20 protein-coding genes are annotated in these 24,128 nt (G+C 45.6%); 15 read left to right on the top strand and 5 right to left on the bottom strand.

Annotated features, from left to right (window positions below):
- Nucleotides 1-14 precede the first annotated feature (14 nt).
- The 13 genes from DXD68_RS22825 to DXD68_RS22765 all read left to right on the top strand — a co-directional run bounded on the left by DXD68_RS22825 (nucleotide 15) and on the right by DXD68_RS22765 (nucleotide 13,921).
- A complete protein-coding gene (locus DXD68_RS22825; RefSeq protein ID WP_122363758.1) occupies nucleotides 15-1,229 on the top strand; it encodes a porin in 1,215 nt (404 codons plus the stop codon).
- A 10-nt stretch (nucleotides 1,230-1,239) separates the two neighbouring features.
- A complete protein-coding gene (locus tag DXD68_RS22820; RefSeq protein ID WP_122363757.1) occupies nucleotides 1,240-1,953 on the top strand; it encodes a hypothetical protein in 714 nt (237 codons plus the stop codon).
- A gap of 10 nt (nucleotides 1,954-1,963) precedes the next feature.
- The gene (locus DXD68_RS22815; RefSeq protein WP_122363756.1) at nucleotides 1,964-3,115 is read left to right on the top strand and encodes a Rid family hydrolase; all 1,152 of its coding nucleotides are present in this window, start codon (nucleotides 1,964-1,966) and stop codon (nucleotides 3,113-3,115) included.
- 25 nt (nucleotides 3,116-3,140) lie between these two features.
- Nucleotides 3,141-3,833: a hemerythrin domain-containing protein gene (locus DXD68_RS22810; RefSeq protein ID WP_122363755.1), complete on the top strand. Its 693-nt coding sequence runs from the start codon at nucleotides 3,141-3,143 to the stop codon at nucleotides 3,831-3,833.
- Nucleotides 3,834-3,843: 10 nt separating this feature from the next.
- Nucleotides 3,844-4,458 carry a response regulator transcription factor gene (locus DXD68_RS22805; protein ID WP_122363754.1) on the top strand — a complete coding sequence of 205 codons (615 nt, stop codon included), beginning with the start codon at nucleotides 3,844-3,846 and terminating at the stop codon, nucleotides 4,456-4,458.
- Nucleotides 4,459-4,554: 96 nt separating this feature from the next.
- Nucleotides 4,555-5,700 carry a Rid family hydrolase gene (locus DXD68_RS22800; protein WP_122363753.1) on the top strand — a complete coding sequence of 382 codons (1,146 nt, stop codon included), beginning with the start codon at nucleotides 4,555-4,557 and terminating at the stop codon, nucleotides 5,698-5,700.
- 109 nt (nucleotides 5,701-5,809) lie between these two features.
- Nucleotides 5,810-6,502 carry a hemerythrin domain-containing protein gene (locus DXD68_RS22795; RefSeq protein WP_122363752.1) on the top strand — a complete coding sequence of 231 codons (693 nt, stop codon included), beginning with the start codon at nucleotides 5,810-5,812 and terminating at the stop codon, nucleotides 6,500-6,502.
- A 6-nt stretch (nucleotides 6,503-6,508) separates the two neighbouring features.
- Nucleotides 6,509-7,111, top strand: coding sequence for a response regulator transcription factor (locus DXD68_RS22790; RefSeq protein ID WP_122363751.1), 603 nt, complete (start codon nucleotides 6,509-6,511; stop codon nucleotides 7,109-7,111).
- Complete coding sequence (locus tag DXD68_RS24615) at nucleotides 7,108-7,287, top strand: RagB/SusD family nutrient uptake outer membrane protein (protein ID WP_122363797.1); 180 nt, start codon at nucleotides 7,108-7,110, stop codon at nucleotides 7,285-7,287. Before DXD68_RS22790 ends, DXD68_RS24615 begins: the two co-directional genes overlap by 4 nt.
- Nucleotides 7,288-7,299: 12 nt before the next feature.
- Nucleotides 7,300-8,715 (top strand): sulfatase, encoded by a 1,416-nt coding sequence (locus tag DXD68_RS22780; protein WP_122363750.1) that lies wholly within the window; start codon nucleotides 7,300-7,302, stop codon nucleotides 8,713-8,715.
- Between the two features lie 3 nt (nucleotides 8,716-8,718).
- Nucleotides 8,719-11,586 carry a beta-glucosidase gene (locus tag DXD68_RS22775; RefSeq protein WP_199715794.1) on the top strand — a complete coding sequence of 956 codons (2,868 nt, stop codon included), beginning with the start codon at nucleotides 8,719-8,721 and terminating at the stop codon, nucleotides 11,584-11,586.
- Between the two features lie 289 nt (nucleotides 11,587-11,875).
- A complete protein-coding gene (locus DXD68_RS22770; RefSeq protein WP_122363795.1) occupies nucleotides 11,876-12,442 on the top strand; it encodes a DUF3575 domain-containing protein in 567 nt (188 codons plus the stop codon).
- Nucleotides 12,443-12,472: 30 nt separating this feature from the next.
- Entirely contained in the window at nucleotides 12,473-13,921 is a 1,449-nt protein-coding gene (locus tag DXD68_RS22765) for a DUF3868 domain-containing protein (protein ID WP_122363749.1), read from the top strand.
- Nucleotides 13,922-14,044: 123 nt separating this feature from the next.
- On the opposite strand, the gene DXD68_RS22760 is transcribed toward DXD68_RS22765, so the two are convergent.
- Both DXD68_RS22760 and DXD68_RS22755 read right to left on the bottom strand, forming a co-directional pair.
- A complete protein-coding gene (locus tag DXD68_RS22760) occupies nucleotides 14,045-15,112 on the bottom strand; it encodes an NAD(P)H-dependent flavin oxidoreductase (protein ID WP_122363748.1) in 1,068 nt (355 codons plus the stop codon).
- A gap of 155 nt (nucleotides 15,113-15,267) precedes the next feature.
- The gene (locus DXD68_RS22755; RefSeq protein ID WP_075558992.1) at nucleotides 15,268-16,086 is read right to left on the bottom strand and encodes a phosphate ABC transporter substrate-binding protein; all 819 of its coding nucleotides are present in this window, start codon (nucleotides 16,084-16,086) and stop codon (nucleotides 15,268-15,270) included.
- Nucleotides 16,087-16,143: 57 nt separating this feature from the next.
- Between DXD68_RS22755 and DXD68_RS22750 the strand changes: the two genes are divergently transcribed.
- Together DXD68_RS22750 and DXD68_RS22745 are read left to right on the top strand one after the other, a co-directional pair.
- Entirely contained in the window at nucleotides 16,144-16,443 is a 300-nt protein-coding gene (locus tag DXD68_RS22750; protein ID WP_147383024.1) for a hypothetical protein, read from the top strand.
- A gap of 2 nt (nucleotides 16,444-16,445) precedes the next feature.
- Nucleotides 16,446-16,718, top strand: a complete 273-nt coding sequence (locus tag DXD68_RS22745; protein WP_122363746.1) for a type II toxin-antitoxin system YafQ family toxin — start codon at nucleotides 16,446-16,448, stop codon at nucleotides 16,716-16,718.
- Here the strand turns inward: DXD68_RS22745 and DXD68_RS22740 are convergent.
- The 3 genes from DXD68_RS22740 to DXD68_RS22730 all read right to left on the bottom strand — a co-directional run bounded on the left by DXD68_RS22740 (nucleotide 16,715) and on the right by DXD68_RS22730 (nucleotide 23,923).
- Entirely contained in the window at nucleotides 16,715-18,001 is a 1,287-nt protein-coding gene (locus tag DXD68_RS22740; RefSeq protein ID WP_122363794.1) for a hypothetical protein, read from the bottom strand. The two genes, DXD68_RS22745 and DXD68_RS22740, sit on opposite strands and share 4 nt — an antisense overlap.
- Nucleotides 18,002-18,153: 152 nt before the next feature.
- Nucleotides 18,154-20,073, bottom strand: coding sequence for a beta-N-acetylhexosaminidase (locus DXD68_RS22735; RefSeq protein WP_122363745.1), 1,920 nt, complete (start codon nucleotides 20,071-20,073; stop codon nucleotides 18,154-18,156).
- A gap of 151 nt (nucleotides 20,074-20,224) precedes the next feature.
- The gene (locus DXD68_RS22730; protein ID WP_122363744.1) at nucleotides 20,225-23,923 is read right to left on the bottom strand and encodes a DUF6383 domain-containing protein; all 3,699 of its coding nucleotides are present in this window, start codon (nucleotides 23,921-23,923) and stop codon (nucleotides 20,225-20,227) included.
- Nucleotides 23,924-24,128: the final 205 nt, after the last annotated feature.

The raw sequence follows: 24,128 nt of genomic DNA, 5'->3' as shown, positions 1-24,128 counted from the left end.
GCAAGACAACAAAGATGAAACAACTAATAACTACAATCATTGCATTACTGTTCTTACCATTAACAGTACTGGCCCAGCACGAAGAAGATACGGAAAACGGGGTGGTATCTTTGTCCGGCAAAGAAGGTTTCACTATCGGTACTAAAAAAGGCGATTTCGTTTTTAAGCCTTATATGCTCGTTCAAACCAGTGCAAATATCAATTATTACGATGATGAAGGTTTGGATCCTGCTTATAATCAAGACAACATTGCAAATTCCGGTTTTTCCATCCCATACGCCATTCTCGGTTTTACAGGAAAAGCGTTCAATATGGTTACATTCAACCTGTCTATCAATGCAGCCGCAAGCGGAGGTGGTATTCTGCAACAGGCTTGGTTTGACGTAAAACTCAAAGAAAGCTTTGCCATACGCGCGGGTAAGTTCAAAACACCGTTCGCGCATGCTTATCTGACAACATTAGGAGAGACACTGATGCCTACTCTTCCTGTTTCACTGACAGCACCTGTCATTCTACCTTATTCACTGAATGCCGTAACTCCCAATATCGGCACAGGTTTTGACCTGGGTGTAGAAGTCCACGGATTAATCAAAGAAAAATTCGGCTATGAAGTAGGTATATTTAATGGTACAGGCAGCTCCGTAAACGTGGCTTCAAAAACATTCAGCGATGATTGGCATATCCCTTCTTTATTATATGCCGGACGTATTACTTACATGCCAAAAGGTGTTATGCCGTCTAATCAAGGAAACCCCAATCGTCTGAAAGAAGATAAAATATTATTCGGCCTATCAACGTCTTTAAATGTAGAAAGCGAAAATGAAAGTACAAACGATTACCGTGCCGGTGCAGAATTTGCCATGTTGAAAAACCGTCTTTATCTGGGAGCAGAGCTCTATTATATGAACGTTGGTTTCACCAAACGACAGAAAATAGATGAAAGTTATAACTATCTGGGCGGATATGTACAAGGCGGTTATTTTGTAACCAATCGCCTGCAAGCGACGGCCCGCTACGATTTCTTTAACCGCAACGGAGTTGACACAAACGGTTTCCTGAATATGCCCGCAGTCGGATTCAACTATTTCTTTACTGGATGTAATCTGAAATTACAGGCAATGTATCAGTTCATCGGACGTACAGGACATGACACACAGCTTGATCGTGATAACGATGATCTAGGGTTAGCTATGCATTCAGGAACAGTTTTGCTTCAATATACATTCTAATTGTCACACCATGAATAGAAAGTTTTTTTCATTCATAATCAATGCGCTACTATTCTCTTGTCTTTTCGTTTCCTGCGATGACGGCAAAATTTACGACGAGGGCAGACACGTAGAGATAGAGGGAGGCATAGCCAGGGTTACAGCTACTATCCAGGGTGTTCAAACCTGGCCCAGCGATTATACGATTGTTGTCGCCGGATTTAAAAAGGATGATGAATATGCTGCGGTCGCCAAAACAGTGACAACTGCAGACGATGGTTCGATGGACCTTATTTTAAAAGGCATTTCAAACGAAGTCAACCAGATAGAAGTTTGTGTTATCAATAAATTGAGAAAACGTATTGTCAGTTTCTATCAAACGGATTTTACGGATTCATCCGATACGCTAAAGCTGGATATAGGTACGGTCAATGCGAGTTTATTCAATGGCATACAAAAAAGCATTTTTGATGCTAGCTGTACCGGCTGTCATGGGGCCGGGGCCAGTGCTGCAGATGGTCTATATCTGACTGAAGGAAAAAGTTACAGTGCTTTGGTCAATGTAAAAGCGAACTCTTCGAATGAAGGGAAAATGCTTGTAAAGCCTGGTGATGCAGATAACAGCTTCATCATGGATGTACTGACAGAAGGGGCGAGCAACCATTATCATAATGATTTGTTATCCGGTTCACCCGAAAAGATTTCTCTTTTGAAGAGTTGGATCGAAGGGGGAGCCCAAGAATAAATTTATAATTATGGCATTCAAAACAAAAACATACGAACAAGACTTTATACACGCTCAAATTTGTTCTTTTGAAGGCAAGGGAGGGGTAACGGAATATCATATACTATTTTCTGTTACCAACCCTTCATTGCCGTTTACGGAACAGCTGGATAAATTACAAAAAGCATACGAAACAGTAACAAAAGAAGAAGCCGGTAAAGCCGTCGCTATATTCCGCCGGTATTTCCTGAGTGATGCGGCGAATCAGACGGAACGGTTGATGGAACGGGAATGCGAAAACCCGTTTTGTGCATTATCGATTGTACAACAAGCTCCGCTAAACGGTACTAAAATAGCACTATGGGCTTATATGCAAACAGATATGACTACGGAAACCTACAATTCCGGTATGTTCGAAGCATCTCATAATAAGTATCGCCACCTCTGGACCGGCGGTGCACACAACAAGGCGGCCACCTCTGAATACCAGACCCGGCTGTTATTGAACGATTATGTGTTGCAACTGACCGAACAGCATTGTACGCTGGCTGCCGACTGCATCCGTACCTGGTTCTTCGTACAAAACGTAGATGTAAACTATGCAGGTGTCGTAAAAGCCCGCAAGGAAGTTTTCATCACACAGAACCTGACGGAGAAAACACATTATATAACCAGTACCGGGATAGAGGGCCGTCACGCCGACCCGGAAGTGCTGGTGCAGATGGATGCCTATACAGTAGACGGTCTGCTACCGGAACAGATACAATTCCTCTATGCCCCTACCCATTTAAATCCGACCTATGAATATGGCGTCACTTTTGAACGGGGCACAGCCGTTTCGTACGGCGACAGGAAACAGATATTCCTGTCGGGAACAGCCAGTATCGACAACCGGGGAGAGATCGTTCACCCCGGAGATATATTGAAACAGACTGAACGGATGATGGAAAACATCAGCGTCCTGTTGCAGGAGGCCGGAGCTTCCGTTGCCGATATCATGCAGGCTATCGTCTATCTCCGCGACCCGGCAGATTACGAGGAAGTGAACCGCTATATCCGCACCCATCACCCGGATATGCCGCACCTGATCGTACTGGCACCGGTATGTCGTCCGGGATGGTTGATTGAAACGGAATGTATCGCCGTTATTCCGGCAGACCTTCCGCAATACCCCTGTTTATAAATGAAACACCATAAATACAACAACTATGTATAAACAAGGAAAATACAAAGAGACAGACAAGATGAGCGACTTGATTTGCGAGAACTATCCCATGGTTCTCGTAATGAGCCGCTTCGGTATCGACCTGGGATTCGGGGAGAAAAACATCAAGGATGTATGCCGGCAGAACGAGGTGGATTGCTGCACGTTCCTTACCGTTGTCAATTTTCTCTCGGAAGAGATTTCAGGCACGATCAACGAGATCAACAACTGCCTTTCTCTCGGGTCGCTGATCACCTATCTGCATAATGCGCACGATTATTTCCTGAACTTCCGGCTGCCTCATATCCGCCGCAAACTGACGGAAGCAATTACCGGCTGCCCGGGTGACATCGCTTTCGCTATCACCAAATTCTTCGACGATTATGTTTACGAGGTCCATAAACACATGTCGTACGAAGAAAAGATCGTCTTCCCTTACGTCCGCAACCTGTTGGAAGGGATGAAAGATACCAAATACAATATCAGTATCTTTCGCAAACGGCACGACCAGATAGAGATGAAGATCGTGGAGCTCAAAAATATCCTGCTCAAATACTATCCCGGACCCGACAATTACCTGCTGAACAGTGTCCTGTTCGACATCTTTGCCACCGAACAAGATCTGGCCTCTCATAACCGGGTAGAAGATTACCTCTTCGTTCCCGCTGTACTAGCCATTGAAAAAACAATCAAATGACCGTTGCTTTATGAGCACTAACTTTAAAATAGCTGTTGCAGAACCTTCCTCCATTATCCGTTGCGGATTGATTACCATCCTAAAACGGTTGCCCGGGTTGCATATCCAGCTGACGGAAATAGCTACGGCTGAATGCCTGGTGGAAAGCCTCCGCATGCACCGGCCGGAAGTACTGATCATCAACCCTTCACTTCCCGGCTATTTCGGGATACAGCATCTGAAAGAAGAGTGCGGCTGCTCCGAAATGAAATGCCTGGCTATCGCCTGCATGGCGACCGATCAAGCCATGCTCCGCCCGTATGACGACCTGATCAATATTTATGACAGTCCCGACGAACTGAAACATAAGCTGGAGCGGCTGAATGCGGAAGAAGCATCTACTGAGCCGCAAGAAGAGGAGGAAGAACAGCAGACACTCAGTTCGAGGGAAAAAGAGATCGTTGTCTGTGTTGTCAAAGGTATGACGAACCGGGAAATCGCCGACCGTTTATATCTATCCACCCACACCGTGATCACGCACCGGCGGAATATCGCCCGGAAACTGCAGGTCCACAGTGCCAGCGGTCTGACTGTATATGCCATTGTGAACAAACTGGTCGAACTGAATGAAATAAAAAAAGCATGACAAATCAGTTTTATTTTCTTTTCACACTCCAAAATTTGGCTTCAGACTGATATACTGTATCTTTGGAAAAAGAAACAATAATAGATATCAGATACCATGGAGTTAACAATAAAACAATACAACAAAACAGAAGTACAGATCACCTCATTCGAAACTAAAAAGGGAATCACGGAATATCATGTCATCTTCCAGCAGACAGATTATATGGAAGATTATCCTACCCAATTAAATAATCTGTTACAGGCATACACCCAATGTGTCGAAGAACTTCCGGGTAACCCGACAGCGGTATTCCGCCGTTACTTTATGAGTGACGTTACCAATCAAACCGCCTTGTTAATGGAACAGGAACGCTCCAATCCGTATTGTGCTTTATCCATCGTACAGCAGGCTCCCGTGAACGGGACCAAAATAGCTCTTTGGGCATGGCTCCAGACAGGCGTACAGACACAGGTTCTTCCCAGTAATCTGTTTGAAGCACGTCACGGCAGTTACCGCCAATTGTTCGGTGCCAACCTATGCAACCGGGCTGCCAATTCGGAATATCAGACACGCCTTATTTTCCGCGATTATATCATGCAACTGACAGCAGCCAACTGCACGCTGGCCAATAACTGCATACGGACCTGGATATTCGTACAGAACGTCGACGTGAATTATCCAGGCGTAGTCAAAGCCCGCAAGGAGGTATTCGCGACACAGAACTTGACGGAAAATACTCATTTTATAGCCAGTACCGGCATTGAAGGCCGTTATCAGGACACGAATGTGTTCGTTACCATGGATACGTATGCCGTATCGGGTATCGGGCGGGAACAAATCCAATACTTATATGCCCCCGACCATCTGAGCCGGACTTATGAATACGGAGTGACTTTTGAAAGAGGCGTTGCCATCACCTATGGCGACCGCCGCCATGTCTTCGTATCCGGTACGGCTAGCATCGACCGGTATGGCGAAATCGTCCATCCGGGGGATGTGATCAAACAATCCGAACGCATGATCGAAAATATCACCGCCCTGCTCAACGAAGCAGGTGCCGACCAAAACGATATCATGCAGGCCATCGTCTATATACGGGATACCGGCGATTTCGCCCGCGTTAAACAGTATATGGAAACCCATCATCGGAACATGCCTCACCTGATCGTCCGTGCCCCGGTATGCCGATCCGGATGGTTGGTTGAAATAGAATGCCTGGCAGTCGTTGCCGTCGATGAACCGGAGTATCCGGCATTCTAACCAAAAAGCACTAACAAATATAGAATAATAATAACGTATCTATTGGCTGACAAAAAAGAAGTATCTTTGAACAGTCAAACACCAAAACAAAAAAGGACGATTATAGCTTATGTATAAAAATGGAAAATACAGGGAAACCGACAAAATGAGTGATCTTATATGCGAGAACTATCCGATGGTTCTTGTTATGAGCCGTTTTGGCATTGCCCTGGGCTTCGGCGAAAAGAATATCGGAGAAGTATGCCGTCAAAATGGTGTCGACGCCTGTACCTTTCTCACAGTCGTCAACTTCCTGACACAAGATGTATCCGCCCCGGTCATGAATGTAGACAAATGTCTGTCTATCGAGGCACTGATCACCTATCTCCATAATGCACACGATTACTTCCTGAACTTCCGTCTTCCGCATCTGCGCAGAAAACTTCTGGAATCGATCGGCGAATGTCCGCAGGACGTTGCTTTCGTTATCCAACGTTTCTTCGATGAATATGCCGAAGAGGTAAACAAACATATGTCATATGAAGAAAAAGTTGTTTTCCCGTATGTCCGTGACCTGCTGAAAGGGATAAAGGATCCGAAATATAACATCTCTATCTTCCGGAAACGGCATGACCAGATAGAAATGAAAATTGTCGAACTGAAGAATATCCTGATCAAATATTACCCGGGACCCGGAAGTAATTTACTGAACAGCGTCTTGTTCGACATCTTTGCTACGGAACAGGACCTGACTTCCCACAATCATGTGGAAGACTATCTTTTCATGCCTGCCATACTTGCATTAGAAAAAACAATTAAATAACAACCTATGAGCGCCTATTTGAAGATCGTTATTGCTGAACCTTCCGCTATTGTCCGTAGCGGCCTGGAGACAATACTGAAACACCTGCCAGGTCTCCGCATCCAGGTATCGGAAATAACTACCATCGAATCGCTTACCGAGGATCTCCGGACACACCAACCGGATATTCTTATCATCAATCCTTCTATTCCGGGTTATTTCACGATCCCTCATTTAAAGGAGATGACCGGATGCCCGGATATGAAGTGCTTCGCGCTGCTTTATACACTCACGGATCATTCCCTTACCCGTTATTATGACGATCAGATCAGCATCTTCGACAGTGCCGACGAACTGAAGCATAAACTGGAACGCCTGCACACAAAAAAAGAAGAGGGTGATGAATCGGATGAACAACAAACATTGAGTACCCGCGAAAAAGAGATTGTCGTCTGTGTGGTCAAAGGCATGACCAACCGTGAAATTGCCGACCGTCTTTTCCTCTCTACCCACACCGTTATTACGCACAGGAGAAATATCGCCCGTAAACTACAGGTACATAGTGCCAGCGCCTTAACGGTTTATGCCATTGTGAACAAGCTGGTAGAGCTTAAAGATATAAACAGATAAAACAGAACCACCTTAAATGGGGTATAGCCAAAGAAAAACTTAACTTTACTTACTGTGATCTGACCGGAGCTGAAAGATATAAACGTATATTTGCAGACAGAGATTATCTATGGCCTATCCCCGGCCTCGAAATCGAACGGAATCCGGCCCTGGCGCCTAATAACCCGGGCTGGTAAAAATAAAATACCATGAAGACAGACAGATTAATAGTACTCGCCTCCTGTGCAGCCCTCGCGGCAGCACAGGCTCAGGCAAAAAAGCCGAATGTGCTTTTCCTGATCGTAGACGACCTGCGGACGGAACTGGGATGCTACGGAGCTCCACAAGTGAAAACGCCGAATATCGACCGGTTAGCGCGAAACAGCACAGTCTTTGCAAACGCCTACTGCAATGTACCCGTCAGCGGAGCCTCCCGCGCCAGCTTTCTGACAGGTGTATATCCCAAATTCCCGGAACGCTTCATCGATGCCGACACCTACGCACAGACAGACGCTCCCTGGGCTATCCCCATCTCACAAACGTTCAGGGATCAGGGGTATTACGCCACCTCCACCGGTAAGGTATTCCATAATACCGACGATCATGAAGGTACGTGGAGCGAGGCACCCTGGGCTATCAGTCCAAACAGCAAAGACTGGGCGGAATATAACAAATGGGAATTATGGCTGAACGATGAATCAGGCAAGCACCTGAACCCCAAAAACAACCGGGGACCGTATTGCGAATCGGCTGATGTACCCGACAGTCTGTATGAAGACAACAAAATCGCCCGCAAAGTTATCAGCGACTTACAACGCCTGCAAAATAGTGACAAACCTTTTTTCATGGCAGTAGGCTTCCGGCGCCCCCATCTCCCTTTTAACGCACCTAAGAAATATTGGGATCTATACAAACGAGAGGAGATCGTTACAGCCGACAACCGTTATCTGCCGGAAGACCTGCCTAAGCAGGTGTACGGTTCACGTGAGATTTTCCAGTACACACAGACCGGGAATGTTGACAGTGACGACTTTCACCGTGAAGCGCGGCATGCCTATTATGCCTGTGTCAGCTTCGTCGACGCACAGATCGGGTTGGTTCTGGATGAGCTGGATAATTTGGGACTGGCCGATAATACCATCGTCGTCCTCGTGGGTGATCACGGATGGCATTTGGGTGAACATACTTTCTGGGGAAAGCACAATCTGATGAACCATGCCACACGGGCTCCCCTGATCGTCCGTATGCCCGGAACATCCGACGGAGTTTCCCGCGGCATAGTTGAATTTGTCGACATCTATCCTACCCTCTGCCAGGCATGTAAAATAAGTTGTCCGAAGTCGGTACAGGGTAAAAGCTTTCTCCCGCTTCTGAAAGATCCGGAAAGTAAAGGAAAAGCATTTGCCTTTATCCAATGGGGAAAAGGGACGAATGTAGTCGACGGTAATTACAGCTATGCCGAATGGACCGACAAAGAACGCCGGTCCGCCGGAGAAATGTTGTTTGATCATTCCGTCGATCCGGAAGAGAATACAAATGTCGCCTCCCAGACCAGATACCGGAAACAGACAGACCGTTTCCGGAAAGCAATCCACCAATTCAGAACACGCATATTAAAAGATTAGAACATGATACACAAACCGACTGTTTCCTGGCTGTTATGTCTCACGATTTCTGCTGTTCCCTGCCTGCAGGCCCAGCAGAAAGCATTACAAGATATCCGCATCCCGGACACTTACAAAGTAACAAACAAGGCTATTTACCATAAAGGTTGGATCGACTTCAACAAAAATGGCAAGAAAGACATTTACGAAGACCCGTCAGCTCCACTCGACAACCGTATCGAAGATCTATTGTCACAGATGACGGTCGAAGAGAAAACCTGCCAAATGGTAACCTTATACGGCTATAAACGGGTACTGAAAGACGACCTGCCCACCCCTGAATGGAAAAATCAGTTGTGGAAAGACGGCATGGGTGCCATCGATGAACATCTGAACGGTTTCCAGCAATGGGGATTGCCGCCATCCGACAATCCATATGTATGGCCGGCTTCACGCCACGCATGGGCTTTGAATGAAGTACAGCGTTTCTTTATCGAAGAAACACGCCTCGGTATCCCTACCGACTTTACGAACGAAGGGATCAGAGGAGTTGAAAGTTTCAAAGCGACCAATTTCCCGACTCAGCTGGGATTGGGTCACACCTGGAACCGCAGCCTGATCCGCCAGATCGGTTATATCACCGGACGTGAAGGCCGCCTGCTGGGTTACACCAATATTTATGCCCCCATCCTGGATGTGGGACGCGACCAACGCTGGGGCCGCTATGAAGAAGTATACGGAGAAAGCCCCTATCTGGTAGCCGAACTGGGTATCCAAATGGCTAAAGGAATGCAACAGGACCATCAGGTGGCAGCCACGTCAAAACACTATATAGCTTACAGCAACAACAAAGGAGGACGTGAAGGGATGTCGCGCGTCGATCCGCAGATGTCACCGCGCGAGGTCGAAAATATCCATGTCTATCCATTCAAACGGGTAATTCGCGAAGCCGGAATCTTAGGAGTCATGAGTTCTTACAATGACTACGACGGCTTTCCCGTTCAAAGCAGCTATTACTGGCTGACAACCCGTCTGCGGGGTGAAATGGGATTTCGCGGCTATGTGGTATCAGACAGCGATGCCGTAGAATACCTGTATTCCAAACATAATACGGCAGAAGATATGGAAGAAGCCGTTCTTCAAAGTGTTGAAGCCGGTTTGAACATACGTTGTACCTTCCGTTCGCCCGATTCTTATGTCCTGCCGTTGCGCAAGCTGATCAAAGAGGGAGCTATCAGCATGGAAACGATCGACAGCCGTGTCCGTGATATCCTGCGGGTTAAGTTCCTTGTCGGACTATTCGACAATCCGTACCAGACCGACCTGAAACAAGCCGACAAAGAAGTGAACAGCCCGGAAAATCAACAAATAGCTTTACAGGCTTCAAAAGAATCCCTGGTCTTACTGAAGAATAAAGACAATCTGCTACCTCTGGATGCGAATAAAATCAGCAAAATAGCCGTTTGCGGTCCCAATGCCGATGAAAAGTCTTTTGCCCTGACCCATTATGGCCCGTTAGCCGTAGAAGTCACAACTGTCCTGGATGGCATCCGCAACAAGGTCAAACCCGGCACGGAAGTTCTATACACAAAAGGATGCGACCTGGTAGACCCAAACTGGCCGGAGTCTGAACTGATGCGTTTCCCGCTCAGTGATGAGGAAAAGAAAGAGATCGACCTCGCCGTAGAAAACGCCCGAAAAAGTGATGCCGTTGTCATAGTTCTGGGTGGAGGCACCCGGACCTGCGGAGAAAACAAATCACGTTCCAGCCTGGAACTGCCGGGACGGCAACAGGAATTACTGGAAGCAGTAGCAGCCACCGGAAAACCGGTTATCCTGGTACTGGTCAACGGTCGTCCGCTTTCAATCAACTGGGCGGACAAGTTCATTCCTTCCATACTCGAAGCATGGTATCCCGGCTCACAGGGCGGTATAGCCGTTGCAGATGCCCTATTCGGAGATTATAACCCGGGAGGTAAACTGACCGTCACTTTCCCGAAGACAGTCGGACAAATACCATTTAACTTCCCGAGTAAACCTGCGGCACAGATAGACGGCGGGCATAATCCGGGTATGAAAGGAAATATGTCACGTGTAAACGGTCCGCTCTATCCGTTCGGTTACGGACTAAGTTATACTACTTTTGAATATTCCGACATCACTGTGCACCCGGCTGTCATCACTCCAAACCAGGAAGTGACGGTCAAATGCAAAATTACGAACACGGGGAAAAGGGCTGGTGACGAGGTTGCCCAATTATATGTGCGCGATCTGCTCAGCTCCGTAACGACCTACGAAAAGAAACTTTGCGGATTCGAACGTGTCGGGCTGGAACCGGGAGAAACCAAAGAAGTCACTTTCATCCTCCATCCCCGCGAACTACAGTTATATAATAAAGAGAACCAATGGGTGGTTGAACCGGGAGATTTCAAGATTATGGTAGGAGCCTCGTCAGAAGATATCCGGCTGAATGAACGTATCCGCGTGATAAAATATGGAAAAAGCGATTCGGGCGTAGCCACCACTTCCGGTTTTGGTAAATCGGTGAATGCCAGTACTTCGCCCGAAACAGCGGTACAGGTCCTGGATAAGAATTTTTCAACCGCCTGGAGTGCCGGAAAAGGAGAATCCATTACATTCGCCCTTGAAAACAATGCATCTCCCAACCGTATCTCCATCGCATGGAAAGAAAAGAGTACAGATGCCGCTTTCGAGATACAGCTTTCCAGTGGCGGCGGCCAGTTCCTGACCGTTTATTCGGGAAAGATTGAAGCGACCAACGAGCTGAAAAGCTACCGGTTCAAAGGTACAACAGCCAGTGATATCCGAATCGTAATCACTTCCGGCAATGCTTCCATCTCTGAAGTAGGAATTGCTGAATTGAAAAAATAAAGACCTCATAGCTGATCCAGACGACCAGCATCCGTTAAAAGACCGACAGGCACCCGTTGATGAACGGGTGCCTGTCGGTCTTTTGTCCGGTGCCTACTCATTTATCCGGCTCTATACTCCTGGGGAGTTTTTCCAAACTGGGCTTTAAAAGAATGACGGAAATAACGGAGACAACTCCCCCTATTTACCCTAATTATTCTTAATTATTCACCCTTTTTTTTTAACTACTACGAACTTTCGCGTATCTATGCATGTTACATTGATGAGTATCACCAATAATGAATATCATATGAAGAAATTCTTTTTAATAGGAGCAACGTTATTCCTTTCTTTATATGCTAGCGCACAGCATGTTGCATTAAAGAATAATATCGTCTACGATGCCACCGCCACTCCAAACCTCGGTCTGGAAGTAGGACTGGGAAAAAAGGTCACAATGGACCTTTCTGCGGGTTACAACCCATTTGAGTTTAGTAACGACAAACAATTCAAGCACTGGCTTGCCCATGCAGGTGTACGGTTCTGGACTTGCGAAAAGTTCAACGGAACGTTCATCGGAGTTCACGCACTGGGCGGACAATATGACGTAGCCGGATTCAAGCTGCCGTTCGACATGTTCAAGAAATTGCGCGACCATCGATACGACGGTTATATGTATGGCGGCGGAGTAAGTATCGGTCATCAATGGATCCTGAACAAACGTTGGGGTATCGAAGGTGAGATCGGTGCCGGTTACGCCCGTATGCATTACGACGAATACGCAAAAGGCAAAGACATGCCGAAACTTCGAACAGGTAACCACAATTACTGGGGTGTGACGAAAGCGTCTATCTCCTTTATCTATTTTATCCACTAATTTATCAACTACTAAAATCAAGTAAGTAAAATGAAGAATTTATTTTATATTGCTACCGTTTTGTTGTGCACCACGTATGGAAGCATGCAAGCGCAGACTGTTAGCCCGGACGGTATAGCATACAGCGACCTGCAAGTAAAGAAAGAAGGCAGCGAGGTTGTATTGTCGACGACTGCCAACCTCACAAACATGAACCTGAAATCGCAGAACATGGTAATCATCACCCCGGTGCTTCAATCGGCAGACAAAGCAAATACAGTCAAGTTCGACCCGTTTGTTATTACCGGCAAGAAACGTATGAAGGCACTCAACCGTGAAATGTCTTTCGGTGCCGAACCGTTCGCACAGACACCGACCGTGATCTTCCGCCACAAGAAAAACGAAGTGGAATCGATCCCTATGACACTGACCGTACCTTACGAGAGCTGGATGCGTAACGCCTCGCTCGTGATGCAGGCGAATACGACCGGATGTGCATCCTGTGATGTAGCTAGCAACATCACTCCGTTGTCATCACGCATATTGCCTCCGGTAGTTGCACCGACTTACGAACTGAGTTATGTGACTCCTCCGGCAGAACCGGTAAAACAGCGTAGTGAAACACACTCGGCTTATCTGAACTTCGAAGTAGGCAAATCTGTCCTGCTGCATGACTTCAAGAATAACGCCGCCGAGTTGAAAAGCGTAAATAAGATCGTCAATGAAGTACGTAACGACAAGAACCTGAAGTTCACAGAGTTTAATATCACAGGATATGCTTCACCGGAAGGCGGCTACGACTATAATATGAAACTGTCGGAAAGCCGTGCCAAGGCATTTGCCGCTTACATGAAAGATAAGGAAGATATGAACCCGTCGCTGATGAAGGTAAACTGGGAAGGTGAAGACTGGATCGGTTTGCGCAACACGATCAAAGCATCCAACCTGTCCGACCGCGATGAAATCCTGAAAGTACTGGATATCTCCGACATCAATAAACGTAAGGCACAGCTCAAAGCCCTGAACGGAGGACGTACGTACCGCATGTTGCTGGACGATTATTATCCTGCCCTGCGTCGTATCGACTATACGCTGGCTTACATTGCTCGTCCGTTCGATGTGAACGAAGCCAAACAGGTGATCAAGACGAAACCTCAGTATCTGAGTCTGAACGAAATGTTCGTGGTAGCCAATACGTACCCGAAAGACAGCCCGGAATTCAAAGAGGTATTCGATATTGCCGTACGCCTCTATCCGACCGATCCGGTTGCACAGCAGAATACTGCCGCTCTTGAGATCGAACGCGGAGCTACTGAAGCCGGCATCGAACGTCTGCAAAAGATCAACACACCGGAAGCCTGGAACAACCTCGGTGTAGCCTACGCCAAGAAAAAAGAGTATCAGAAAGCACTCGAATATTTCAGCAAGGCTGCCAATGCTGGTGTCAAAGCCGCAGCCGAAAACCAGGAAGGGTTGAGCAACTGGCTGAAAGAACAATGAAAATGAATCTTTCGACCCGGCATCGGTAGCGAAAAAGGTCGTATTAGTTACAGCCCTTAAAATAATAAAACCCCGGTAAACATCACGTCTACCGGGGTTTTATATTCATATAAGTAGAAAAAATCATTCTTTCGATTTCCACTCGTTGATCAGTTCGTTGATCGTCTCGCGTACCGACATGATGCGGCTGGTCTTCCAGGCATTGCTTCCGGCAAAGGCATATCCGTTCTCAAAGTTTCCTTTGAAAGCATTGTACAAAGCCGTGACGATGCAATAAGGACTTCGCGAAATGTCGCACGTCTTGATGCAGTTGAAAGGACACGCTTTCGGTTGCTTGATCCCTGCTTTCACCTTTTCGAGGAAGTTGCAATGGATCGCACGACCGGGCATACCGACCGGGCTCTTGATGATCTCGATGTCCTTCTCTTCCGCTTTAATATAGCTTTCCTTGAAAGCGTCGGAAGCATCACACTCGGTAGTCGTGACGAAACGGGTTCCTAATTGAACGCCCGATGCTCCAAGGTCCATCATGCGTTTGATATCTTCACCCGTATAAATGCCTCCTGCTGCAATTACCGGGATACTCTTGTTGTATTTCTGTTCGAAAACAGATACTTCCTGCACAACCTGTGGCAGCAGTTCTTCCAACGAGAAATGTTCGTCTTCCAGCTGGTTCTCCTTGTAACCGAGGTGACCGCCGGCTTTCGGACCTTCCAGCACGACAGCGTCGGGCAGGTAGTCGTAGTTGTTTTTCCATTTCTCGCAGATGATGCGTACGGCACGTGCACTCGATACGATGGGCACGAGCTTCGTCACACTGTCTTTCTTCAGGAAAGAGGGTAAGTCGAGCGGCAGACCTGCACCACTGAAGATAATATCCACCTTTTCGGCGATACTGGTCTTCACCAGTTCGGCAAAGTCTGACAAGGCGACCATGACGTTTACACCGATGATACCTTTTGCCTTTTCACGGGCTTTACGGATCTCTTCAGCCAAGCCCAAATTGCCGGCTTCAGTGTAATTAGGAGATAATTTCTTATATAAAAGTCCGAGACCGGCTGCGGAGATAACGCCAATCCCACCTTCATTTGCAACGGCCGAGGCTAAGCCGGATAGAGATATTCCTACGCCCATCCCACCTTGGATAATTGGGAAACGGGGTTTGAGATCTCCGATTGTTAATGTCTTCATGTAAGTTTATATAGTTTATAAATACGCAGCAAAGGTAGCACAATAAACCAAATGATGTGCAAAAAGGACTAATATTATTGCACACGTATATCTTTTTTGTGCAACAACATCAGTCCTTTACGACTAAAACCAAAGCAAAACCTTTAAAGACTAAACTATTTAACCGGGATATAACCCACTTTCTTCACAATTTCCTGTCCCTCAGCAGACAACACATAATCGATGAACGGTTTCACAGGACCTTCGTTTTTTGCCTCGTAATAGTAGAACAACGGACGGACAATCGGATAGGTCTTATTCTTTGCATTGGCAAAAGAAGGTTCCACATAATTCTTTCCGGCATCGTAAGAGACATGAAGCGGTTTTACGTCTTTATTGACATACGCCAGTCCGACGTAGCCGATAGCACCTTTTGTCTGGCTTACCGACTGGATGATGGCTCCTGTCGCGGGCATACTCAGGATACCGTTCATATAATTCTTGTTCTTCAATACACTTTCCTTGAAAAACTCATAGGTACCGGAAGAGGTTTCACGCGAATAGGCAACGATCTTCATATCGGCTCCGCCTACTTCTTTCCAGTTCTTGATCTTGCCGGTGAAGATTCCTTCCAACTGTTCGCGGGTCAGGTTGTCTACCTTATTGGAGGGATGAACGACTACCGCCAGGGCATCATAAGCGATCACCACCTCCTTTGCATTCTTCTTTGCTTCCTGCAGACGGACTTTTTCATCGAATTTCATTTTACGGGAAGACATCGCAATATCGGTCGTTCCTTCCATGAGAGCAGAGATACCGACACCCGAGCCGCCACCCGTTACGGTCACTTTAGTGCCTTTATGCTTATTCATAAAATTCTCGGCCTCCGTCTGGCTGACGGGCAGACAAGTATCACTTCCTTTGATCTTCTGTGCAAATACATTTGTTGTAAATAAACCGATGGCCATAGCAGCCAAAAGAATCGTCTTTTTCATTACTCTTATTGAATTAATTTTCTTACTGCAAAGTAAGTACAGGAGTATTTCAACGACGTGAAACAGGTATTACATTTGTATGAAGATGAGAGTGATATTGTTTTTCCGAAACAAAAACGTATATTTGCAATTCACAAAAGAAAGGAGTTTATCATGACACAGCTAATTATTACATTAGACGATTCGGTTAAGTTGCCGGATATAAAAAAAGCCCTTTCCTTGCTACGCGGAATAAAGCACATTACAGTGAAAAAAGAGGAACCAAATGCCGAAACCCGAAAAGCAATGGATGATATAAAAAAAGGGAATACTATTAAGTGCAACGATTTCAACGATTACCTTAACAAAGTAAAGTGAGCATGTACGCAATTGAATTTACCCGGAAATATCTGAAAGACCTTAAACTAGCCCGGAAACGAAACCTTGACGAGTCTAAGTTAAACGAAGTGATCTCCATCCTGAGCAAAGGAGAAGCATTACCTGTTAAAAACAAAGATCACTCTCTGAGCGGAGATTACTCCGGGTTCAGAGAGTGTCATATTACACCTGATTGGCTTCTTATTTATTCAATCGATCATGGATTGAAAATACTGGAATTAGTCCGGACAGGTTCACATTCCGACCTGTTTTAGAACTTATACTGCAAACGAACCGTCAGCACATTATCCTTGCGGTCTTTTTCATAGCCTTTTACGAAGTCGCTTTTCTCGTTGAAGTTAAATTCGTAGTAAGCCTGTACGCGGATATGTTTGTTGAAGCGGTAGAGAGCTCCGATACCGAATGTGCTTTGTGCCAGGTCCGTTTTGGAGGTATTGGAGTTTTCCTGACCGATCTCGTTGCCTTTCAGTTTGGTGTTCGGATCGTATACGTCATACTTGAACACGGCAGAGAACGGAGAAGTTCCGATGTCCTGCACCAGGTAGAAGAAATAACCGATGAACGGGCGTTTGAACAAAGCATTCTCCGGCAGGTTTTCCGGACGCGTACCGGTATTGGGACTCTTACTGCTGGAGGCAATCCCCGGCTGTGTACCGATAAGACCTTCCGCACGCAGAGTAGTCATACCCCATGAACTCAGATAGCTGAACTGGGCATCCAAACCGAGATATTCACGTTTCATATACGTACCCGTTTCCCCTTTGTCTACCTTAACGAAGCGTTTGTCTACCATCTCATATGCATCCGTTGTCGGATTGTAAACGCCACCATTATAATAAGAGAAGCCGGCTCCCCACTTTCCCCAGTTGCCGATTGCTTTCTCTGCACCCAGGCGACCGATAAAGTCCTTGCGGCTGTCGGTTTCGCGGTTAATACTGTTACCGGCAAATAGACCTGCATCCAAACGAAGGAAAGCCAAAGGACTTTCCTTTTTAGTACGGAGAGTCAACATGGCTCCCAGGTCGCGTTCATCCGGGAAAAAGTACTGAATGATCGTGGCACGTTCGGGAGATTCCAGTCCGCTGGTCGAATAACCGATCTCATAACCGAAAGGACGGTTGAAAACACCCGCCATCAGCTGGCTGCGCTTCGTCCAGGGATCTTTGATGCCGATATACAAGTCGCGGAAACTGACACCTTTGTCGTTCGCTTCGATCTGTACGGCTCCGGTACCGATACCGTCGTTGTATTCAAATTTCAGTCGTCCGCGACGGATACCGATGCGGTTGAAACCTTTGTCTTCATGTTCGTTCTTATCGCCGACTTTCAGGGTGGCATCTTCCTGTCCATATTGGTATTGCCCCTGAATATAGGCAGAGACTTTAAATTTGCTCAGCCCTTTCACTATCTTATCCAGCGTCGCTGTCTCTTCCGCAAGCGAGTCGATGCGGGTTTCTAATTGTTCCGTGTTCTGTGCTCCCGCAAAAAAGGGGAGAAGCGCCAACAGGAGAAGCGCCGTTAATTTCATTTTCTTCATTCCTGACTTTGTTGGTTGCGGTGAAAAATGTGTTACATCACTGTTTCCGGTTGCAAAGAAAACGCTTTTCTGTTTCACATATGTTTCATCCTTGTTACAAAGGTGAAAACAAACTATTACAAACTTACTACAAACGACTCGCCAAACCCTTATTAGTCAACAGTCAGATTACCATGTCCCGTTCTTTTGTCAGACTCGGCACGCTTCTCCAGTTCTTTTATAGTCAGGGAGATCAGCTTGCCAGACGGCTTACCGTTAAGATAGGTGATAACACGCAGTCTGCTGGCAGTCTTCGGGATACTCAACGGCTCACTATATTTCGGAGTGAAACAGTCCGGATCCGTATTATCGAATGTATAGTAAATATCGGTTCCTGCAATCTCACTGCTCAGTTCCACCTGCAACACGCCATCCTGCAGATACGGGGTGACAATCGCATTATACATACTACGAGCGTAATTGATACCTGCCTGATCGGCACGTACGAAATGACGTTCGACACGCGGCCAGAATTTCTCCCAGTTAGTTTGTGCCGGACCGCTCCATAACACTTCCGCTAAAGCCCAGCCACGCGGCCATGCCATATATTCTGCATGACGGAAAGTAGGAATCGCCTCTCCCCAGATGTTGCCTTGTCCGCCCAGAACCATTTCAGCCGGAACGCCTTCCGGTACCGGATTGAAGCTATACGAATCCGTCAGACGGCACATGGAATAAGTGGCGGGTTCTACAGAAGGCTCTCCCTGATACAAATCCAGGTAACAATGTTGCGTCGGTGTCATGATCACATGATGACCGGCTTTAGCCGATTTGATGCCACCATCCATGCCACGCCAGCTCATCACATTGGCATCGGGTGCCAGACCGCCTTCCAGTATCTCGTCCCAGCCGACCAGTTTCTTTCCTTTCGATTTCAGCAGATCACCCATCCGGTGGATAAAGTAACTTTGCAATTCTTCTTCATTCTTCAGATTCTCCGCTTTCATACGAGCCTGGCAACGGGGACATTTATGCCAGAAACCTTTAAAGCATTCGTCGCCGCCGATGTGGATATATTCATCGGGAAAAAGTGCCGCCACTTCCGTCAGCACCTTATCCATAAACTCGAAAGTCGATTCTTTACCGATACAAAGTGTATTCTCATCTTCTCCATAGAATTTATTTCCTACATTGACTGCATCCGGTGCTTTCATGCAAGCCAGCTCCGGATAGGCGACCAAAGCGGCAACCCCATGACCTGGCACGTCTATTTCCGGAATAACACGAACGAAGCGTTGAGCGGCATAAGCCAGCACTTCCTTGACATCTTCCTGGGTATAGAAACCGCCATAAGTGGCTTTTTCACCCTGTTGAGCACGTTCACGTCCCCACCAGTCGCCTACACGGTCAGCACGCCAGGCTCCTACTTCCGTCAGTTTCGGCAATGACTTTATCTCCAGACGCCATCCCTGGTCGTCTGTCAGATGCCAATGGAAAACATTCATCTTGTACTCTGCCAGTTCATCGATAAACTTCATGACTTCTTCTTTATTGAACCAGTGGCGGCTGACGTCCAGCATCATCCCACGCCAAGCGAATTGAGGTTTATCAATAATATCGACGCAGGGAATCGTCCATTTCTTATCTTTAGGTTGTTCAGTCATACTTTTGATCTCAGCCGGAAGCATCTGCAACAATGTTTGCACGCCATAGAAAATACCGACAGGCTTATTGGCAGTCAAGAGAATATCGCCATGTTTCACTTTCAGGTGATATCCTTCATCACCCAATGCAGCATCGTCTGTAAGTTTGAACTCGATCTTTCCGTGTTTCTCAACAGGAAGTTCAAAACCGGCTGCCGGAGCAATCTTCTCATTAAAATACCGGGCAATACCTTTCAGCTCTTCGTTAGAAGTATCCAACGTGATTGCAGCTCTACGGGTCAGTGTGAAACAATCCGAGCCGACAGTCATTTCCTGTGGCACGGGGATCAAGGCGAGTTCTTTGTCCGCTGTCGCACAGGTCTTGTCAGCACAAGACGTAGAGGTAAACAACAAAGCGGCTGTAGCAAGACTTAGCAGTGTTCTTTTCATTATTATTTGTTTATGTTAGAAATTTTGCACGAAGATAACAATTCGCTGATAAACAGAAAAGTCTCCCCGGTAAATAACCGGGGAGACTTCTTTTTTATTGTTTTCCAAAGCTATCCTATCCCTTGTGGCAGAAGGATAACCTGTTCATGCTTTACTGAACAATTGCTTTAACAGCAGCTTCTCCTTCCACGCTGATAATGATAATTCCTTGCGGAGCAGGGATTGTCACATTATCGGAAGCAATAGCCTGTTTAGCAAGAGGCTGACCTAATACGTTCGTGATAGAAACAACCTTTCCGGCTGCATTTTGGATCGTTACGGAAGACTTACCGGCAACAATACGGATTTCCGACGCAGAGATCTCATCGTTAGACGTTGCAAAATCATCCGTTTCTTCCAGATTGAATATCTGAGACTGGTTGATAAGTTCTTTCATCTTATCGTCATCATCCTGGTGATTGCCGTTATCGACTTCGTATTCTGCCAATACTGGAACTCCGTTGTGGATCTTCACCCATGCACCCTTGAAGGATGCTACCTGTGATACACCTTCCTTATTAGATTCCAATAAGAAATCTTTATGGTCATCATCCGTGTAACGCAGAGAGAATGCATAGTTTTTGTGCAAGCCTGTCAGGTCTTTCTTTTCGAACTTGCTGGCATCATTCAGGTCGCGAGGATCAAGAACACCGTCTTTATTCTTCAGATCAGCCAACTTCAGACCGTTCTTCAGGATATACAGATATTCATTTTCTCCTTCTACCTGGTGAACACCTTCTACGAATCCAAGGCGAGTGTAAGACTGCCATTTGTAAACGTCAGGATTGTTCAACATATTAGTTCCGCCCTGAACAGAGTCAGTCAGGTTGATCAGGAAGCTGCCTGCCAGATAACCGTTATAATCGCCTTCATGCTCACAGCCCGGATTGTATCCGTGTGCGTCACACCATTTACCGTCTTTCACAGAATCCGGACGTACAACAAACAGATACTGAGGCATACGGTCTGTAGAACTTACCACGTAATCAGCATACAGAGCGGTTGTTTTACCGTCACCGATCGGTTTGATCTTTTCAGCAGTCATACCCAGGTAACCGAAGCCCTTAACAACTTGCGGAGCATTGCTCTGGTTGTTAGTATCTTCGAACAGATATTCAGAACCTGTTCCTCTTCCACGGAAGATATTGACACTCTTACCTTCTTCACCCAAATCCATATATAACGGACGGTTGTCAGTGATCACTGCAAAAGCAGACGAACGATCTTCCGGCTCCTTATCCAGTTTTGTAATGCTCAGTCTGCCGACACCATCTATACAATGAGCTTGTCTCCAGCCATTGAATGCATAAGAATATTTCGGGATGTAGCATTCTTCGCACTCATCACAGTCTTCATCACCCGGATCCGGAGTATTACGTAAGCGTATACTGCTAGGAAGGACAGGATTTGGATCAGGACATTCATTACAATCGTTCACCTTATTATTAAAGATATCAATCAAGATATAACATTTTTCATCTTCTTTGCGCTGGTCGGCTTTCAGATAGAACACACCTAACTTGCCTTTACCAGCTTCAATATCATCGCGGCTCATCGGCTGATAATGGGCTGTTTTACCATACTCTTCTACCAAAGCAATATACATCTTATCGTTGTCAATAAGATTCTTATCACTGACTTTCAACACATAAGCCGTACGTGACAATTGCGGCAAACCGGCAATGTTCACACCGTAACCGAACTCATAATCAGTTGCTTTAAAGTCTTCCGGAGCAATTTCCAGCTCATAAGTGGTAGACTGGCTCTCTATCGGCATAAATGTGTTATCTACAACATTCAGATAGAGGTTACCGTTCGCAAACAGGTTATAATTTAAGCGATATTTCGTATAAAGCAGTGATTCCTGATCAAGATGCTTGTAACCGTGATGTTCACTTGCCAGTGCCTCTTCATCCGTTACCGGAATAAAGCTATAGTTATCCAGATTATTCAGCATCCAGTTACAACCGTAACTACAGCCTGTTTTCTCAAATCCCTGATAATTTTCATCGATCAGGAATATATTACCATCTTTGTCTTTATATAACTGACCTTCAAAAACAGGCATCTCTTCCTGGCATATATTCCAGTTATCATACTCATATCCCATCCTGAGGTCTACCGATGGATCATCTCTGTCATACAGAGTGGTATAATCGAATGCATATTCACGGTTATAAATAGCGACAGTTGCCCTGTCTCCACAGCCTGTTTGCTTAATAACCCACATTGTGGCCGGCATATCGTCATAATTCTGATCATCTTCCGGAGCATCGAACATCAGCCGTCCCTGCAAGTTTGCTACAACATTTTTACCATTGTCCGTACTCTTGATAAAATACAACCCTTCCGGCAGCGTAGTACGTGTCAGGTAGCCGAAGTTACGATCTTTAAAGATGAAACGGGTTTGCAGAGAACCGGGGAATTCATAACCACCATTTAATTCTGCATTTTTAGCAGTGATAACAGAGGATCCTCCAGTCAGATAAGCCAAACGGATCACAACCGGTCCGTAGGTGTCGTTATGTTCAGGAGCACCACCACCTGTTGCCGCCCTAATGGCTACCTGGTCATTATTGGTCGAGTTAAATGCATAATCAGCATTTACCCACGTATTGCTGGTCGGATCCCTTTGTAAAGCATTCATTGGTTCAATCACCAGACTATCTTCAGAAGGATAATAAGTAAATTTGAAAAGAGAGCGGGCAATCCAGGCTTTCTCCGTTAAACCAGGAATATCAGTTGGCATATTAGCAGCATCAAGATCTTCCTTCATAAGTTCCAACTTCAATTCCTTGCTACTATTCTCATAGTATTCAGTTCCTACATATAAAGTAGAATAAGATTCATAATCTCCCTCTTCATCCATTTCACCCGGGACCTGCAATCTCACATATTGCCAACCTTCATTATTTTCAAGCCCTAACTTTACATCTTCATTATTTATTCCCGGAAAATAACTACCATCGTTATCCACCGCTACAAATTTATTACTTAATAACGGACTTTCTACAGTTGGTCTAACTGTTGCATCAAATTGTACTGTATTAGTTGCTCCTAACCACGGATATCTATACTGAAAATCCACCATCTCATTTACAAGATTGGCAGTTAAAATTATACCTCCTGCCAGGATCGGTTTTACTTTAACAATATCACTAAGAATATCGCTCATATTATCACCGGCCTCCTTTTTTGAGAACTTTCTGGCCAAGATTTCCCCCCCATAAGAATACATATTCTCTTGTAAAACAACAACCGAGTCCTGATTACTGAAATAAGAATACAAAGGTGCATAATCAAAATCATCCACTTGCTTATCCGTTGAATACCAAGTCCAATTTTGTATACAACCGCCAAGATAGGATTTAGCGCCATAGTAACTATTGTCAAGCATTTCCTGAGTATAAGCCTTTACATGCCCATACTCCAATTCCATATTTGTTTCTTTATTGACAAATACAAAGTTTTTCCCACTACTCCCATCTTCAGATACCTTAATTGACCATAAAGAATAATTGACAGGAACACTACCCGGTTCTTCCAACTTCAAGATCAATGCATTAGAAGCATCACCGACATAAGCCAAATGACGATACTGTACCAATAGTTTACCTTCTTCATTTACCAATTGATACCACTTACCTGTTTCGAAATGATTTACACCTTTGTCAACATCTTCTGCACTCATTACATTAGTAGGGCGAAAAAGAGTTCTATGCCCTCCCTCATTTATCTGAGCCAATGCATTCGATGTAACACTGAAAGCCAGCAACAGACTGGCAATTAACGAAGTAATTGTTTTACTCATAAATCAATAATTTAAGTAATACTAAAATAAAGTTCTATATAAATTCTCCTTGTTATCCTGATTTTCATAGGACGCAGGTCCGACAGCACATAGTTAACTATCTAATATTTTGATCGTTACAAATATATAAATACTTTTTCTAATGATAAATAAACTTTCAGCTTTTTTAATTATCCGATCAAAGTATCTTATCCAAATCGGACAA

Source organism: Parabacteroides sp. TM07-1AC (assembly GCF_003480915.1).
GTDB classification, from domain to species: Bacteria; Bacteroidota; Bacteroidia; order Bacteroidales; family Tannerellaceae; genus Parabacteroides; species Parabacteroides chongii.
The sequence above is the reverse complement of the archived record's forward strand: the minus strand, read 5'-3'. Positions and strand labels throughout refer to the sequence as shown.

Excerpts from the sequence above, each read along its gene's own strand:
- DXD68_RS22795 (WP_122363752.1), top strand. The coding sequence starts at position 5,810 with ATGTATAAAAATGGAAAATACAGGGAAACCGACAAAATGAGTGATCTT.
- DXD68_RS22805 (WP_122363754.1), top strand. The coding sequence starts at position 3,844 with ATGAGCACTAACTTTAAAATAGCTGTTGCAGAACCTTCCTCCATTATC.
- DXD68_RS22820 (WP_122363757.1), top strand. The coding sequence starts at position 1,240 with ATGAATAGAAAGTTTTTTTCATTCATAATCAATGCGCTACTATTCTCT.
- DXD68_RS22735 (WP_122363745.1), bottom strand. The coding sequence starts at position 20,073 with ATGAAAAGAACACTGCTAAGTCTTGCTACAGCCGCTTTGTTGTTTACC.
- DXD68_RS22815 (WP_122363756.1), top strand. The coding sequence starts at position 1,964 with ATGGCATTCAAAACAAAAACATACGAACAAGACTTTATACACGCTCAA.
- DXD68_RS22765 (WP_122363749.1), top strand. The coding sequence starts at position 12,473 with ATGAAGAATTTATTTTATATTGCTACCGTTTTGTTGTGCACCACGTAT.
- DXD68_RS22745 (WP_122363746.1), top strand. The coding sequence starts at position 16,446 with ATGTACGCAATTGAATTTACCCGGAAATATCTGAAAGACCTTAAACTA.
- DXD68_RS22740 (WP_122363794.1), bottom strand. The coding sequence starts at position 18,001 with ATGAAGAAAATGAAATTAACGGCGCTTCTCCTGTTGGCGCTTCTCCCC.
- DXD68_RS22810 (WP_122363755.1), top strand. The coding sequence starts at position 3,141 with ATGTATAAACAAGGAAAATACAAAGAGACAGACAAGATGAGCGACTTG.
- DXD68_RS22775 (WP_199715794.1), top strand. The coding sequence starts at position 8,719 with ATGATACACAAACCGACTGTTTCCTGGCTGTTATGTCTCACGATTTCT.
- DXD68_RS22770 (WP_122363795.1), top strand. The coding sequence starts at position 11,876 with ATGAAGAAATTCTTTTTAATAGGAGCAACGTTATTCCTTTCTTTATAT.
- DXD68_RS22790 (WP_122363751.1), top strand. The coding sequence starts at position 6,509 with ATGAGCGCCTATTTGAAGATCGTTATTGCTGAACCTTCCGCTATTGTC.
- DXD68_RS22760 (WP_122363748.1), bottom strand. The coding sequence starts at position 15,112 with ATGAAGACATTAACAATCGGAGATCTCAAACCCCGTTTCCCAATTATC.
- DXD68_RS22755 (WP_075558992.1), bottom strand. The coding sequence starts at position 16,086 with ATGAAAAAGACGATTCTTTTGGCTGCTATGGCCATCGGTTTATTTACA.
- DXD68_RS22730 (WP_122363744.1), bottom strand. The coding sequence starts at position 23,923 with ATGAGTAAAACAATTACTTCGTTAATTGCCAGTCTGTTGCTGGCTTTC.
- DXD68_RS22825 (WP_122363758.1), top strand. The coding sequence starts at position 15 with ATGAAACAACTAATAACTACAATCATTGCATTACTGTTCTTACCATTA.
- DXD68_RS22780 (WP_122363750.1), top strand. The coding sequence starts at position 7,300 with ATGAAGACAGACAGATTAATAGTACTCGCCTCCTGTGCAGCCCTCGCG.
- DXD68_RS22800 (WP_122363753.1), top strand. The coding sequence starts at position 4,555 with ATGGAGTTAACAATAAAACAATACAACAAAACAGAAGTACAGATCACC.